The organism is Streptomyces endophytica (genome assembly GCF_026153355.1).
GTDB classification, from domain to species: domain Bacteria; phylum Actinomycetota; class Actinomycetes; order Streptomycetales; family Streptomycetaceae; genus Streptomyces; species Streptomyces endophytica.
The window spans coordinates 282,198-296,220 of sequence record NZ_CP110636.1; the positions used below are offsets into that span (position 1 = coordinate 282,198).

15 protein-coding genes and 3 pseudogenes are annotated in these 14,023 nt (G+C 63.8%); 9 read left to right on the top strand and 9 right to left on the bottom strand.

Going from position 1 to position 14,023, the window contains the following annotated elements; genetic code table 11:
* Positions 1–251: 251 nt before the first annotated feature.
* Together dprA and OJ254_RS01190 are read right to left on the bottom strand one after the other, a co-directional pair.
* Positions 252–1,619, bottom strand: a complete 1,368-nt coding sequence (gene dprA / locus OJ254_RS01185) for a DNA-processing protein DprA (RefSeq protein WP_265360897.1) — start codon at positions 1,617–1,619, stop codon at positions 252–254.
* Positions 1,620–1,626: 7 nt separating this feature from the next.
* Positions 1,627–3,177 (bottom strand): annotated as a pseudogene (locus OJ254_RS01190) (YifB family Mg chelatase-like AAA ATPase); the annotation flags it as partial.
* Between the two features lie 124 nt (positions 3,178–3,301).
* Between OJ254_RS01190 and OJ254_RS01195 the strand changes: the two are divergent.
* The 9 genes from OJ254_RS01195 to OJ254_RS01235 all read left to right on the top strand — a co-directional run bounded on the left by OJ254_RS01195 (position 3,302) and on the right by OJ254_RS01235 (position 9,250).
* The gene (locus OJ254_RS01195) at positions 3,302–4,459 is read left to right on the top strand and encodes a recombinase family protein (RefSeq protein ID WP_265360898.1); all 1,158 of its coding nucleotides are present in this window, start codon (positions 3,302–3,304) and stop codon (positions 4,457–4,459) included.
* Positions 4,399–4,959 carry a hypothetical protein gene (locus OJ254_RS01200; protein WP_341483541.1) on the top strand — a complete coding sequence of 187 codons (561 nt, stop codon included), beginning with the start codon at positions 4,399–4,401 and terminating at the stop codon, positions 4,957–4,959. The genes OJ254_RS01195 and OJ254_RS01200 overlap by 61 nt, the downstream gene beginning before the upstream one ends.
* Positions 4,956–5,108, top strand: a complete 153-nt coding sequence (locus OJ254_RS01205; protein WP_265360900.1) for a hypothetical protein — start codon at positions 4,956–4,958, stop codon at positions 5,106–5,108. The genes OJ254_RS01200 and OJ254_RS01205 overlap by 4 nt, the downstream gene beginning before the upstream one ends.
* Before the next feature lie 377 nt (positions 5,109–5,485).
* The gene (locus OJ254_RS01210) at positions 5,486–5,761 is read left to right on the top strand and encodes a hypothetical protein (protein WP_265360901.1); all 276 of its coding nucleotides are present in this window, start codon (positions 5,486–5,488) and stop codon (positions 5,759–5,761) included.
* Between the two features lie 636 nt (positions 5,762–6,397).
* Positions 6,398–6,667 (top strand): helix-turn-helix domain-containing protein, encoded by a 270-nt coding sequence (locus tag OJ254_RS01215; RefSeq protein WP_265360902.1) that lies wholly within the window; start codon positions 6,398–6,400, stop codon positions 6,665–6,667.
* The gene (locus tag OJ254_RS01220) at positions 6,660–7,142 is read left to right on the top strand and encodes a capsid assembly scaffolding protein Gp46 family protein (RefSeq protein ID WP_265360903.1); all 483 of its coding nucleotides are present in this window, start codon (positions 6,660–6,662) and stop codon (positions 7,140–7,142) included. The genes OJ254_RS01215 and OJ254_RS01220 overlap by 8 nt, the downstream gene beginning before the upstream one ends.
* 22 nt (positions 7,143–7,164) lie before the next feature.
* Positions 7,165–8,109 carry a phage major capsid protein gene (locus OJ254_RS01225; RefSeq protein ID WP_265360904.1) on the top strand — a complete coding sequence of 315 codons (945 nt, stop codon included), beginning with the start codon at positions 7,165–7,167 and terminating at the stop codon, positions 8,107–8,109.
* A gap of 52 nt (positions 8,110–8,161) precedes the next feature.
* Positions 8,162–8,602, top strand: a complete 441-nt coding sequence (locus OJ254_RS01230; RefSeq protein WP_265360905.1) for a Gp19/Gp15/Gp42 family protein — start codon at positions 8,162–8,164, stop codon at positions 8,600–8,602.
* 309 nt (positions 8,603–8,911) lie between these two features.
* Positions 8,912–9,250 (top strand): head-tail adaptor protein, encoded by a 339-nt coding sequence (locus OJ254_RS01235; RefSeq protein ID WP_265360906.1) that lies wholly within the window; start codon positions 8,912–8,914, stop codon positions 9,248–9,250.
* A 735-nt stretch (positions 9,251–9,985) separates the two neighbouring features.
* Here OJ254_RS01235 and OJ254_RS01240 read toward each other — a convergent pair.
* From OJ254_RS01240 to OJ254_RS01270, 7 genes and pseudogenes are all read right to left on the bottom strand, one after another.
* Complete coding sequence (locus tag OJ254_RS01240) at positions 9,986–10,162, bottom strand: hypothetical protein (protein WP_265360907.1); 177 nt, start codon at positions 10,160–10,162, stop codon at positions 9,986–9,988.
* Between the two features lie 760 nt (positions 10,163–10,922).
* Entirely contained in the window at positions 10,923–11,738 is an 816-nt protein-coding gene (locus OJ254_RS01245) for a helix-turn-helix domain-containing protein (protein ID WP_265360908.1), read from the bottom strand.
* Positions 11,739–11,763: 25 nt separating this feature from the next.
* Positions 11,764–12,273, bottom strand: a complete 510-nt coding sequence (locus OJ254_RS01250; protein ID WP_265360909.1) for a DUF6879 family protein — start codon at positions 12,271–12,273, stop codon at positions 11,764–11,766.
* Complete coding sequence (locus OJ254_RS01255; protein ID WP_265360910.1) at positions 12,257–12,451, bottom strand: hypothetical protein; 195 nt, start codon at positions 12,449–12,451, stop codon at positions 12,257–12,259. The genes OJ254_RS01250 and OJ254_RS01255 overlap by 17 nt, the downstream gene beginning before the upstream one ends.
* 347 nt (positions 12,452–12,798) lie before the next feature.
* Positions 12,799–12,939, bottom strand: a pseudogene (locus tag OJ254_RS01260) (ATP-binding protein); the annotation flags it as partial.
* Positions 12,940–13,290: pseudogene (locus OJ254_RS30840) on the bottom strand (YraN family protein); the annotation flags it as partial.
* Positions 13,291–13,714: 424 nt separating this feature from the next.
* A complete protein-coding gene (locus OJ254_RS01270; RefSeq protein ID WP_005311352.1) occupies positions 13,715–14,023 on the bottom strand; it encodes a DUF2469 domain-containing protein in 309 nt (102 codons plus the stop codon).

The following is a 14,023-nucleotide window of genomic DNA, read 5'->3' on the forward strand; positions in this document are numbered from 1 at the left end:
CGGGCGTGCGCAGATACGTTCCGCTGCCCGCACCTCAGGGTTACCTCGTACGGCGTGTCGACGCGTGTGTGCGATGCCGGGCGTGCGCCGGTGGCGAGCCGTGGGGGTGGACGCGGCGACCGGGTGGGCGTGATGCCCTGTGCCCGTCGCGCACTATCGCTGTCGCGCCGTGGGCCGGACACGGGTCCCGAAGCATGGCAAACCTGGATTCTGCGGTCATTCCCCTCACCCTTTCACCCGTTCGCTCCAGGTCAAGTACCGCCTCGCCGGGAACCATCGGTCGTCTCGGCGCGTCGGGCCAACTCCCAGCCGTCACCGCACCTTTGAACGAATCCGAGGGACAGCAGCTCGAAGAGTTTGTTGTGGGCGATGTCGCGGGTCGTGCCGGCTTCCCGCGCGAGATGACCGGTGCCCGCGCTTCCGCGCGCGGGCAGTGCCTCCAGTACGCGGGTTGCGACGGGATCGAGGAGGTCGCGGAGGTGGGTCGGTCCACGCCGCTCGGGGGCGAGGTCGCCGATGCTGCCGACGAGTTCGATGACCTCGTCGGCGTCGGTGACCAGGGCGGCCTCGCCGCGCAGGAGTTGGTGCACTCCGGCGGACAGACCGCTGGTGACGGGGCCGGGCATGCCCATCGTGAAGCGCCCGAGGGCGAGCGCGCGGCGGGCGGTGACGAGCGAGCCGCTGCGGAGTTCGGCCTCCACGACGACGGTGCCCCGGGTGAGGGCGGCGATCACGCGGTTGCGCTGGACGAAGCGGCTGCGGGTGGGGTGGTCGCCGGGTGGTAACTCGGCGATGACCAGGCCCTGTTCGGTGAGGCGGTCGATCAACTCGGTGTGGCCGCGCGGGTAGGCGTAGTCGACGCCGCAGGCGAGTACGGCGATGGTGGCGCCGTTGGCGGCCAACGCGCCGCGGTGGGCCGCGCCGTCGACGCCGTACGCGGCCCCGGATGCGACGGCCCAGCCGCGCTCGGCGAGCCCGGCGCTGAGGGTGGTGGCGAGGTGGGCCCCGTATTCGGTGCAGGCCCGGGCGCCCACGACGGCGACCGAGCGCAGCGCCCAGAGCCGGAGGTGGGCCCTGCCGCGCACCCAGAGGCCGATGGGGCGGGCGTCGCCGAGGTCGTCGAGCTGGCTGGGCCACTCCTCGTCGCCGGGGCAGAGGAACCGGCCGCCGAGTGCGGCGACGGCGGCGAGGTCCTCGGCGGGGCGGGCCCGTGCGGCGCGCAGCCGGAGGCCGGCGAGCTTGGTCCGGCCGGCGCGCGGGGGCGGGGCCGCGTCGTCGTCGGTGAGCGCGTGCAGCAGGGCGACCGGGCCCATGTCGTTCAGCCAGCGGCCGGCGGTTTCGTCGCCTGGTTCGAGAATGCGGGTGAGGGCGGCGCGGGCGTTGCGGTGTGGTTCGTAGGGCGGGTGGTGAGTGGGCGGGTGGGGAGTGCGTGGGTGGCCGGGTGGGTGGGTGTGGTCCGGTGGGGTCGTGGGGCGGGGTGATGGACCGCCGGTGGCGTCGGCGGGTGTCTGGTGATTCCGGTCGTCGGGGTTCGCGGCGGGCTTGCTGCCTGGGGGCGGTTGTTCGGTGTCGGGGGCGGGGCCGGGAGTGGCGAAGCCCCATTCGTCGAGTCCGGTCATGGGTCGGTCAGTCCTGGTTCCGGGTGGCTGGTGGGCGGGTGGGTGCGGTGTCGTGGGCAGCGCCGCGGGAGTCGCTGCCCACGGTTGTCAGGGCGCCGCGTCGTACGCCTGTGCGGAGTTCCAGGGCCCAGTTGACGTCTTCGCTGGTGGGGCGGTCACGGCCGGCCAGGTCGGCGGCGGTCCAGGCGACGCGGAGGACGCGGTCGAGTCCGCGGGCGGTGAGGAGACCGCATTCGAGGTCGCGTTCCGCTTGGGCGAGGGCGCCGGGGTGGGCCTGCCAGCGGGTGCGGAGTTCGTGGCCGGGTACTTCGCTGTTGGTGTGCCAGGGGGTGCCGGCGAGGCGGGCCGCGGCGCGTTCGCGGGCGGCCCGTACGCGGTCGGCCACGGTCGCACTGGATTCGGTGCCCCGGCTCAGGGCGATGAGCTCGGAACGGGCGACCGGTTCCACGGCGATGCGGAGGTCGACCCGGTCCATCAGGGGGCCGGAGAGGCGGGCGCGGTAGCGGCGGATGGAGGAGGGGCGGCATTCGCAGCCGCCGCTGACGGTGCCGTGCCGTCCACAGGGGCAGGGGTTGGCGGCGAGGGCCAGGAGGAAGCGGGCCGGCATGCGGATCATGCCGGCGGCCCGGGCGACGACGACATGGCCGGATTCCAGGGGCTGACGCAGCGCGTCGAGGACGCTGGGGCTGCATTCGGCGGCCTCGTCCACGAAGAGGACTCCGTGATGGGCGAGCGATACCGCGCCGGGGCGGGGCAGTCCGGTGCCGCCGCCGACCAGGGAGGCCATGGTCGCGGAGTGGTGCGGGGCGCAGTAGGGCGGCCGGTCGACCAGCGGCTGTCCCGGTGGGAGCGTGCCGGCGACGGAGTGGACGGCGGTGACCTCCAGCGATTCCTTGGGGGTGAGGGGTGGCAGCAGTCCGGGGAGGCGCTCGGCGAGCATGGTTTTGCCGGCGCCCGGCGGGCCCTTGAAGAAGATGTGGTGGCGTCCGGCGGCGGCCACCTCCAGGGCGCGGCGGGCGGTGTGCTGACCTGCGACGTCGGCGAGGTCGGGGACGTGGTCGCCGCGTGGCAGGCCGGCGCCGGTGCCCGTGCCGGGCACGACCAGGCCCGCCAGCAGCGGGTCGGGGCGTCCTTCCTCCAGGCGGTCTTCCTCTTCGGGTACCGGTTCGTCGGCGAGGACGGCGATGAGCTGGCGCAGGCTGCGGACGCCGAGGACGGAGATGCCGGGGACGAGGGAGGCTTCGGCGGCGGTCCGTTCGGGGACGACGACCTGGCGGTATCCGGCGTCGGCGGCGGCCAGGACGGCGGGGAGGACGCCGCGTACGGGCCGGACCCGGCCGTCCAGTCCCAGTTCGCCGATCATCATGAGGTCGGTGAGTTCGCGGGGGTCGAGGCGCTCGGCGGCGCCCAGGACGGCGCAGGCGACGGCCAGGTCGAAGCCGCTGCCACCCTTGGGGACGGAGGCCGGGCTGAGGCCGACGGTGAGCTTCTTCTGTGGCCATTCGGCGCCGGAATTGACGACGGCGGCGCGCACTCGGTCGCGGGATTCAGCGTGGGAATCGCTTTGACACACATCACCGCCTAGTCAGGACTTCCGTCCCTTCTGATCCGTGCCAGCCATCACGGAAGGTCGAAGAGGAGCCCGTCTAAGGGGGTGCAGTAGTAAGAGGAGAGAACCGCGCATGGCCCGCGTCCTGGGTGTCGTCCGCCTGTCTGCCCGCAACGATCAGTCAACGTCGATCGAACGGCAGATAGAGAAGATCGAAGGTTGGGCTGACCTCTTCGACCACGAGATAGCTGGTTGGGCCGTAGACGATGGTGTGTCCGCGAAGATCAGCCCGTGGGACCGCCCTGAGCTGGGCCCGTGGCTCAAGACTCCCGAGAAGTACGACATCATCGTCTCTTGGAAGCTCGACCGCCTCAGCCGCTCCATGAAGGACTTCGCGAACCTCTGCGAGTGGTCCGAGGAGCATGACGTACAGCTCGTCTGTATAGACGACAAGATCGACCTAAGCTCTGCCGTCGGCCGCCTGGTGGCCAACATCCTGGCAGCGTTCGCAGAGTTTGAGCGGCTGACGATCCAGCACCGCGTGCAGCAGGGTTTCGAGAAGGTGTTCAGCCTCGGCCGGTGGCGTGGTGGGCCCTGGCCCTACGGCTACCGCCCCGAGATGGGAGAGGACGGCCACCTGTGGTTGCAGCCCTGGACGGAGTCCAGGGAACTGGCCTCGCTGGGGACCGCAGCAGGCATGGCCCCCGTCAAGGTCATAAGCGGCGCCGTTGAGTGGGTCCTAGCGGGAAACTCCGCCACGTCCTACGTCTCGATGATGAACAAGGCCGGGATTCCACTGCCCTCCGACGCTCAGCGCATTGCCAACGGCAAGAAGCCCGCACAGAAGCACACCGAGGAGTGCAAGGCCACCCACGCCGAGACGTGCAAGCTCAAGAAGCACACCGAGGATTGCAGGGCCGAGGCCCCGTGCGACTGCCCGCCCGGCAAGTGGTCCGGAGTGAACCTGCTCCGGCTCCTCCGCTCGAAGCGGCTTCTCGGCTACATGGTCCGACGCGACGAGACGAAGGACCCCGCGACCGGCAAGACCATCAAGGCTGAGTACCTGGTCTACAAGGATGGCAAGCCTGTACGGCAGGCTCCCCGATCGTCACGCAAGAGAAGTTCGACCGGCTCCAGGCCGCCCTGGACTCCAACCGGAACGGCAAGGCTGGCAACCGCTACGGCGGCAGCCCCATGCTCCGGGTGTTGTTCTGCGCCTGCGGCGAGCCGATGTACGTCCAGCGCGGCGGCCACAAGTCGCCGACCCGCTACCGATGCGGCTCCCTCGTGAACACCGCTCAGCGGTGCCAGTACGTCACCGTCCGGCAAGACCTGATCCACGAAATCATTGACGACTCCTTCCTGAGTCAGGCATCGGAAGTAGAGGTCACCGAGAAGGTGTTCGTCCCCGGCGAGGATCACACGACGGAACTTGCCGAGGTTGAAGAGTCCATTGCCTACCACATGAGCAACCTGAAGCCCGGCGGAAGGTTCCACGCTCCGGCATTGCGGAAGCAGGCAGAAGGTTCGTTGGAATCGCTCAGTAAGGAGTTTGAACGGTTGTCTGCGCTACCTCAGCGGCCGGACCGGTGGGACGAGATACCGACGGGAAAGACGTACGGGCAGGTGTGGCCGGGCATGGATTGGGACGAACGCGGAAAGCTGCTCCGCCACCTTGGCGTCAAGGTCGAGTGGTCGGCCACAAACTCAAACGTCCCGATCGTTCACCTTGACTGGCCCGAGGACGTAAAGAAGAAGATCAAGAGCTATTCGATGGAGCAGGCAGCATGAACCACGGCGATGCATCCGCCGACTTCCTACGTGGGTTCGCGTGGGGTCAAGAAGATGCCCGCGAAACCATCGTGAAGTTTCTGAATGAGATCAAGGAGCCTGAGATAGCGGCTCTCATTGAGTACCTGGACTTGGAGACCGGCGAGTGACTAAGTGCCCGTGCGGTGACACGCACACGATGATCCGGAAGCCTCGGATAACGGTTGAAGGAACTGAGAGAAGGGATGTCCTTGCCTGTCCGGAGATTGCTGGCTACGGCGGAGTGGGCCATAAGGACGCGCGTCTAGTGGTAGACGCCCCGGAATGGCCTGAGCCTGCCCAAGAGGCCCCGGAGTCCGAATGTGAAGACTGTGGAGCACCCGCACCGCACCACTCCCCCGACTGCGAGTTGAACGCTTCCGAGAAGACTGAGCAGCCGACCCCGGCAAAGAGCAAGGTTCGGCCCGTCCCTAAGTCGGAGTGGGAAAGGCACGTCATGGGCTGCCCAGACATCACGCCACCTTCGCGCCTAGGGACGCTATGGGCCGTGTCCCGCTTCTCGGACTGGAGCACAGGCAAGAAAGCCAAGCAGCGGATCACCGTCTATGCCGCGGCGGTCGGCAAGAAGCGACGAGCCGTTCAGGGCGACATCGAGTGGGCCGAGGAAGCTGGATGGCTGTACCGAGCAAGCTCGAACAACGGCGAAGGTGTTCCGGATGAGTTCTGGCTCACCGTGCCCGAATGCGGCCACGGCCACGAGTGGGATGACATCTTCGAGCGGTCCGAAGCCTTGGAGGCCGAGGAGCGAAAGCGTAAGCGCTGAGCGCTGGGGTGCAGCACAGTGCACCCATAACCTTGGAGCTCTAGACCTTGGAAGTCTAGAGCCTTGAATAGTGAGCCCTTCGGCGATCCGGGAGTAAGTTCCATCTTCGAGCTTGATGGCTCTCAGATGGCTCAAGATCTCACCGCAGAAGACCCCCGGTTACTTCGACCGGGGGTTACTTGCATCTCTACCGCCTAAGCTTAACCAAGAACAAGAATGCTTGACCGTACACGGTCACGAACACGGATCGACTCTTCGGCGACTAGTGGGCCGATCGCTCACTGTCGAAAATGTTAGATCGGTCACAAATCATGCTCTGACTGCTGCAAAATCAGGCTTTGGACACCTCCTTATAAGTGAGGGGAAAAGAAAGTATTCTCTGACCGTCACGAACTAGGTCACGTGACACCTATAACCAAGTGGGGGAGAAAAGTTTCCCGGTCGATTCGGGTAGGCGACCGGGCACGGTAGCCGTTCACCGTGGTTCAGGAAGAACGGACGCAGTGGCCTCCACTGCGCTCCGACAAGTGGGGACACCGTTGGTTCACCGGTGAGGTGAAGTGGACCGCACTCCATGTATCTGATTGGGCGGCCTCTTCGGAGGGCCGCCCTTTCTCGTTGACGTAAGGAACGAAAATGTTTGATCCGAAGGTGATGAAGGCTCGACGCGAGGACCTTCACATGACTAAGGCTGAGGTTGCCCACCGCGTGGGTGTCTGCCGTGACTCCATCTCGAATTGGGAGAACGGCCAGAACATGCCGGGCGTAGATTCGTTCGTCCGATGGTCCGCGGCTCTCTCCATCCCTCTGTCCGAGGTGCTGGCCCATCCGATGGACACCGTGACCTTTGGCGAAGTCGTCGCGGCCGACGTGTTCCGACAGAAGGAGACCATCAAGAATGGCTAAGCCGCTCAAGAATCCCCAGGGGCCCACAGGGGAGCCTGAAACGACTCAGGGCGACCAGGAGTCCATCGAGGCCGAGAACGGCGCTCAGAACGCCACGCAGGGCGTTCCCGAGGGTGATGCTCCGGAATCTCCGGATGAGACTCCTCAGGTATCGACTGAAGAGTTTCAGAAGGTGGCTCAGGAGCTTGAAGCCGTACGTACTGAGCTTGAGGCAATGAAGCAGGAGAAGGCCGCTCAGGAAGTCGAGAAACTGAAGGCTCAGATTCTGGATGAGGCTGGCCTGCCCCCTGATCTCGCGGACTTCATTCGAGGCACCGAAGATGAGATGCGTGTACAGGCTTCAAAGCTGGCTTCTGCCACTGGTGCACGCAATCTCCAGAAGGCCCCGGCCGAGAATCTTCGAGGTGGCGGCGATGCCACGAACCCTTACCCCGACGGGCGTCGCCTTTCGCTCGATGCCCGCAAGCGCAAGTAACAACAACTAGGAGATAGACCTAATGGCAACCATGGCATACCAGAATCCTGGTACTCATAGCTTTGTTCCGGAACTCTGGGATAGCGAGCTTCTTACGCAGTTTGATCCCCAGCTCGTCTGGGCATCTCCGACTGTCACTAATCGACAGTATGAGGGTGGCATTTCCAAGAAGGGTGATGTTGTCCATATCAACTCCCTTCTTCGTCCGACCGTGGGCGACTATGATGTAAGTAAGGGCATGACTCCGGAGCGCCCGGAGACCGTAGATCAGAGTCTCGTGATCAGTGAGGCCAAGTATCTTCAGATTCTGCTGGAGAATGCGGAGGTGACTCAGGCTGCCGGTGCGCTTGAGTCTCCGATCAATCAGGAGATGGTCAAGGCTCTTGCTCGCGAGACTGACAAGTTCATGGGTGGCGTTATCGCCGCCGCCGCTACGCCGCTCGCTGACATCACCGCCTACGGGGAGAGCGTGAATGTTCCGCAGGTGCTTTACAGCGGCATCCTGGACATGATGCTTGCGCTTGACGAGAACGATATTCCAGAGACGCGTTATGTGGTCGTCTCTCCGAAGGTGAAGCGTCACCTTCTGGAGCATCCGGCCATTGCCGATGCTTCGGCTTTCGGTAAGGGCGGCGCCACTCAGAACGGCGTGATTGCCGAGCTGGCCGGATTTACTGTTCTCTCGACCACGGCCATGCCGGACAGTGTTGACATCGTTGCGGGTAATTCGCAGTTCGCTACCTTCGCTTCTCAGTTCACCGGGTTCCGTGATGGTCAGTCTGAGAAGTTCCGCGCGGACTACATCGACACTCTCCACCTGTATGGCGGAAAGGTCGTTCGCTTCCCGGGCCTGGACACCAAGAAGGACGACCATACCTTCGATGAGTCCAAGCCGACCAAGGGCATTGTTAAGGCCAAGGTTGTTTGGGAGAAGCCCGATGTCCCGAACCCGCCCAAAGGGAGTTAGGGCCGAGTGGGCTAGCTAAGCCTCTCAAGATGATGCGGGCACCCTTCGCAGGGTGCCCCTTTTTATGTCTGGAGTTCAGTTGAACCTAACAACACTCGAAGAGATCGAGCGCAGGCTAGATGCGCCAGTGATGGAGTCTGACAGGGATCGAGTTCGGGCCCTGATCGAGGATGCGTCGGCGGTAGTCAGCGCTTATGCAGGTTTCCCGGACGGTTGGCCAATCGGCAGGAATGTTCCAAAGTCCATTCAGATCATCTGCCGTCAAGTCGTGCTGCGGTGCTTCAACAACCCGATGGGAATTACGTCGGAATCTATGGGTGACTACTCGTACCGCCGCAGCTCCAATGCTGTGGCAGGTCTACAGCTCACTCTCGACGAAAAGAAGCAGATTGACTTTGCGATGAACCGTTCTCCGGTGAAGTCGGTTCACGTGGGCAGCGGGATTACTTGGAAGGATCGCGCGTACTGGGGAGGTTTCACTTATGCCGACTAAGACAGGTTGGTACGACCGCCCCTCGCATCGGAAACAGCGTCTGCCAGCCGACTGGCCGCAACGTAGGTCCTTGGTGCTGAGACGTGACTCGGGAGTTTGCCAGTGGGTGCGAGCCGACACAGGCTCGCTCTGTGGACTGCGGGCAAACCAAGTGGACCACATTCGACGGGGAGATAAACACAGCTTGGACAACCTTCAGGCTCTCTGCGAATACCACCACCGCATTAAGACTTCAGGAGAGAGTCCCCGGCGCTCCACCAATCGGCTCCGGGGGCCCGAAAACCATCCTGCATTCCCCGGGGAGGCTCCATGACGGGGCTCTACTGCGACCGGGTAGCCGTCTCCCGGCCCGCATGGGTCACGGACCGGTGGGGCAACAAAGAGCCTGATTGGAACGACGCCTTCACGGTCATGGTGAAGGGCCGCGTGGAGATAACCGGGGGCAAGGAAGGGCCAGGGGCTGACGACAAGGGCACTGAGACGGCCGTGGTGTACCTGCCTGCCCATGTGTCGATTGACCATCACTGTCGTGTGCTGCATGCGAACAACGTCTACGAAGTCATCTCAGTGACAACGCATTGCAATGCGTTGAAAGCTCATCATCATTCGGTGAAGCTCAATACGATTCTTGATTGGTTCGACTCGTGATGAACAACACACTAAACACGTTGTTCGTTTACTCATCTTCGCTTGTTCTTTGGCTCGAAGCTCTTTCGCTTCGCAAGTCCAATCGTCACTGAAAGCAACAAGCTTGACGCTCTGAGTTCCGGTTACCAAACTCAGGGTGGGGTGCACCCCCTAACCCGATCCAATCCCACCCGCCCGGCCTTAGCGATCCAAAAAGTGTACGGGTCTGGGAAAACACTGAAAGCCCCTTCCGGCAGCCATTTCCGACTGCCCGTTGGGGCTCTCTTCTTACCGCTGACCTGTGGTTTCTCTTTCCTGCTGTGGTCACAGCCTAACACGTAATTCAGATCGGGCGCAGCGCACACGATGCCCGCCCGCACTCATGCCCTCGCGCGTACGTACGCGAGGAGAAAGGACTAGCTCATGCCTAACCCGTTTCCCATGTCGGGTCAGCTCTCTGATATCGAAGAGTTCGTTGCCGAGATTCACGCCGTGACCGGTGAGCGTCGAGAAGCCCTAGAAGGGCATAAGCCGTTTCGGTGGCGACTGCGAAATGCTGTCGAGGCTCTGAGGGAAGCTGTTGAGATGGCTCACCGGGTGTGACCATACGAAAAGCCCCACCGGCCAGGAAGGGGAACCAGTGGGGCTCATCTCGACTCAAACCATTCATGGCGAGTCTATGGGGCGCCGACAAATGCGGCCTTGCCGACGCGCCGAGGTGTTGTTGCTCGCCAGTCCCTCTACGGTCGAGTACAGCTACTTGCCGTCGCCTCCCTGCGGTGCGGGGTCACGAGGTGCTTCGGGCGGCATGGGGCCGCCATCGTGCTTCCCGCCGTCCGCCTCCATGTCGGCCGGGTGCCGGAACGGGATACCGGGCCAGCCTTCGGCATCACGCAACCGCGTCTCGATCGTGTCTACCGCTTCAGCGCTCATCCACCAACCTCCTCTTCTGTTTGGGACCACGCCGCTCTGCGTGTCGATAGCCCGCAGAAAACCTGCGGATTGAGAAACCCGCCCCCACCGCCCGGCACCGCCGCCGTCACGGGAGGAGCGGGAGTTTCATAAGCCGGAAGTCACCCCAGGAGCGATAGGACAGACATCGCACCAGCCCACAGTCCGACCACCACGAGACAAATCAAAGCCACTGCGATGACCAAACCAACTGAGGCGACAGGCTCTGTCTTTTGCTGTTCTTCCACAGCCTCTTGATGTGCCGCAGCGTCACACTTAGGGCACCCGGTTATCTCATGATTGATGCCGTCGTGGCTCATCTCGTCTGACGCCCCTTGTCCCGGCAAATGGAGCATGGGAAAGGGCACGGCGGAAGCTTCTGGCCTCTCGGGATGAACACCACGCCAGAGGCCACGTCCAGCCGTCCGCCGTACTCCGTCCACCATCCCTCGGGGAATCATCGTGAGAGTCTGTGAACGGCTTTTCTGCAATGCCCATTACCTGGGGCACCTGTCAGCGTGCCGGTAGATCACCACGGGCGGTCCAGAGGCACGTTCCATGTTTCCCCGGCGCGCCAACTCAAGGGGCTTGATCTCCTTGAGGCACGCAGCGCACTGCGAACCGGAAGGCACGTAAGTGAAGTATTCCCACGTATCGGTTTCGGTTGTGGCTGCCATCTGTCCTCCCCGGCTTCAATGCTTCCGGGGTCCATTCTTGCCCCACTCAGAACCGCTTAGGTCCCTCAGTCACGTTGTTGCATAAAGTCGTCTGCTGCGCTCCGCAGAAAGGTGCTTGCTTCCTCGCCTCTGAGGGCATGAGATAGGAAGAGATCGAACAGGCCAAGGTGGTGGGAGATGTCCCGAGGATCACGCAGTACGACTTCACCGGAGAACAGTTCGACCGTAACAAGCCGATCATCGTAGATGACAAAGATGTTCATCGGTGTCGCTGAAACTTCGGCAGCGTTGGGAATGATTGCAATCTCAACGTTCGGTTTCTCCGAGACGCGTGCCATGTGTTCGCACTGTGCGGCCATGACTTCCGGAGTTGCCCGACGCCATCTCACGGCCTGCTCCGTGAGTATGAAGGTGAAGTTTCGGGATAGGTCATCCAAGACGGCCTGGCGATCCATGCGGGCCTGTACGGCCCTGGCAACATCGCGTGCAGGGTCGCTCTTCACGGTCTTGGAAAGGGTCTGTTCCGCGTATGCGCGGACATGCAAGAGCCCTGTGGGGATCGCTGGCAGGAAGTGCCGCATTTCCCGTGACGACGCTTCGAGCGCCTTCAACTCTGCTTGCTTGTGATAGAGACCTACGCGGGCATAGGCCCGCCAAGATGCGTAATCAACATTCGCTCTGCGAGCGAGTTTAAGTATCTCTTGTGCGACTTCCTCGGGGACTTCCAAGGCTGTCAGGATCTGCTGAACTTCGAGAACGGTCGGAATGTGCCTTCGGGTCTCGATCCGGGAGATTTTCGTTTGGCTCAGGTGGCAGCGGACAGCCAAACGCTCACCACTGAGGCCGGAGGCTTGGCGAAGTCCCCTCAGGGTCTCCGCCAAGTCCTTCCGTTCTCGTTCTTGACTCTCAGGCTCGATACTCACCGAATGGGACAGCGTTCTCTAGGGCCAGGTCACGCCAGCCGAGGTACTTCTTGAGGTCCGGGGATTCGATCAGTTCCCGATTGATCTGTGTGCCGTCCGGGCGGTAGTTCAGGTGGACCACGGTGGTCTCGTCGAACATCCAGAAATCTTGATCCGGTAGGTCAAGGTCCCTGTCCGTGAGGTCAAGAACTCGGATGTCTTCCCCGGCCTTGATGTTGCCGGGGATGCCCCACGCGAACTGATACCGCTGGTAGTCCGTGAGCGGCTGACGTACGACCCTGACACGGCCGAAGGTCTTCCCGGCCTTGATGGCGTCTCGGACGGTCACGTGCCACTTGGCGTTGTGGCCTTCGGGCTTCGGCTCGCCTCGCAGGAAGCGGGCCAGGCTGTCAGCCTCGGCGGGCATGGTGTACGTCGGCTGCACCTCGAAGCGCCACGCGGAGCGCTTGAAGTCCTGGAACATCGCTGCCCAGGGTTCACCATCCAAGAGCACGTGCGGCCTCCCTCAGAACGTGTTCAGGGATCGTCACGACCGCTTCACCTTCAGGCGTCGTGCGATCGGTCAAGTACCCCTGTATGGCAATGGTGTTGGGCTGATCAGTCGTGAAGACGTTGGCGCAGTCGCCACTGTCACAGTCCGGGTCTTCTCCAGCGATCTTGGTCAACTTCACGGTTACCCCCTCCGGTCGCAGTCCGCAGCAAGCTACGGGCGTACAGACCCCGGGACAAGAGTGATCAAGCCTCTAGTCACGTTCCCGCATAGATCCGTCTGTGTCCGCGCACGGCTCTCTGTGGGCGCTTCTCGGCTCTGCACGCATGTCCAGGCACCCGTTATCCCTGACAAGCTCAACGGCTCTCAGGCAGCCGCACAGCGGCTCCTCAGGGGAGGTCAGCTAGTTGTGCAACTAGGTGGGGTGGGGCACCTCGCTTCGCAACGAGGTAGTCACCGGGTCACGTGACTCGGTGCCTGCCAGCGTGCCTTCCAGGGCTCCCAAGGGATCAGGCGTTGACAAAATGCGTCCCATGGTTCGATGAGGCTCTTGTCGGGGAGCCCGACAAGGGTGAAGGCGGCGACGCCGGGTTCGAGGTCGGCCTGGACCTCGACGACGACTCCTTCGACGCCGACCAGGGCGACCGAGCACGTACGGGCGAATCCCATTCAGGCCACCCCCCGCACATGCTCGACGGACGGGGCGCCGCGGGCGGGCAGGACGACTCCGATGACGTCGATCCGGACGCCGCCGGGCGGTGGGCCGCCGTGGCGTTCCATCCAGCGTTCGGCCAGCATGCGGAGGCGGGCGGTCTTCTCGGGGCGGACGGCGGCCATGGGGTGTTCGTACCGGCCGGCGCGGCGGGTTTTGACCTCGCAGATCACCAGGGCGTCGCCGTCGATGGCGACGAGGTCGATCTCGCCCTCCTGGCAGCGCCAGTTACGGGCCAGGATCCGCATGCCGGCCTTGATGAGGAGCCGGGCGGCGAGGTCTTCGCCGTAGCGGCCGAGGGCGCGTCGCCGGACGTCGGTGCGTGGATGCGCGGTCGTTGCCGAGGGTTCGGTCGTTGCCGGGGGACGCCGCTTTCGGGTCGTCCCGGGCCGCGGTGGCGGTGCGGTCGTCTTGGGTTTCGCGGGTGCCGTCTTGGGTTTCGCGGGTGCCGGGAGGGCCCCTGGCAGCGCCGGGGTCGCGTGTGGCGCGCGGAGCGGGCGGGGCGTGGGCGGGGTCTGGGTGTCGTGTCCGGCCGGGTGCCGGGCGTGCGTGGCGTTCATCGGTACCACCTCCGGCACCGACTGTGACGCCCCCGCCCGAACCTATTGGATCTTGGTGGACAACCGGCCGGTTGTGGATAACTCGCTCACCCGGGCGAGTGAAGGCGGCCGCGCGCCCAGCCCGCGCGGCCGCGCCGAGAGCACCGGTCGTCGACTGCGTCGAGCGCGCCGATCAGCTGCCGGGAAGCTCCAGATCGCTCTTGTTGAGCTCTTCGATGTTCACGTCCTTGAATGTGAGGACGCGCACCTGCTTGACGAATCGAGCCGGCCGGTACATGTCCCAAACCCAGGCATCCGCCATCGAGACCTCGAAGAAGACCTCGCCCTGGACGGAGTGCACCTGCATTTCGTAGTCATTGGTGAGGTAGAAGCGACGCTCGGTCTCGATCACATATTTGAACAGCCCGACGACGTCGCGGTACTCCCGGTAGAGCTTCAGCTCCATCTCGGTCTCGTACTTTTCGAGGTCCTCGGCGCTCAT

Bases quoted from the DNA above. Each gene is read 5' to 3' on its own strand.
- dprA (WP_265360897.1), bottom strand. From the start codon at position 1,619: ATGACCGGACTCGACGAATGGGGCTTCGCCACTCCCGGCCCCGCCCCC.
- OJ254_RS01200 (WP_341483541.1), top strand. From the start codon at position 4,399: ATGTACGTCCAGCGCGGCGGCCACAAGTCGCCGACCCGCTACCGATGC.
- OJ254_RS01235 (WP_265360906.1), top strand. From the start codon at position 8,912: ATGACGGGGCTCTACTGCGACCGGGTAGCCGTCTCCCGGCCCGCATGG.
- OJ254_RS01215 (WP_265360902.1), top strand. From the start codon at position 6,398: ATGTTTGATCCGAAGGTGATGAAGGCTCGACGCGAGGACCTTCACATG.
- OJ254_RS01195 (WP_265360898.1), top strand. From the start codon at position 3,302: ATGGCCCGCGTCCTGGGTGTCGTCCGCCTGTCTGCCCGCAACGATCAG.
- OJ254_RS01270 (WP_005311352.1), bottom strand. From the start codon at position 14,023: ATGAGCGCCGAGGACCTCGAAAAGTACGAGACCGAGATGGAGCTGAAG.
- OJ254_RS01220 (WP_265360903.1), top strand. From the start codon at position 6,660: ATGGCTAAGCCGCTCAAGAATCCCCAGGGGCCCACAGGGGAGCCTGAA.
- OJ254_RS01225 (WP_265360904.1), top strand. From the start codon at position 7,165: ATGGCAACCATGGCATACCAGAATCCTGGTACTCATAGCTTTGTTCCG.
- OJ254_RS01240 (WP_265360907.1), bottom strand. From the start codon at position 10,162: ATGAGCGCTGAAGCGGTAGACACGATCGAGACGCGGTTGCGTGATGCC.
- OJ254_RS01205 (WP_265360900.1), top strand. From the start codon at position 4,956: ATGAACCACGGCGATGCATCCGCCGACTTCCTACGTGGGTTCGCGTGG.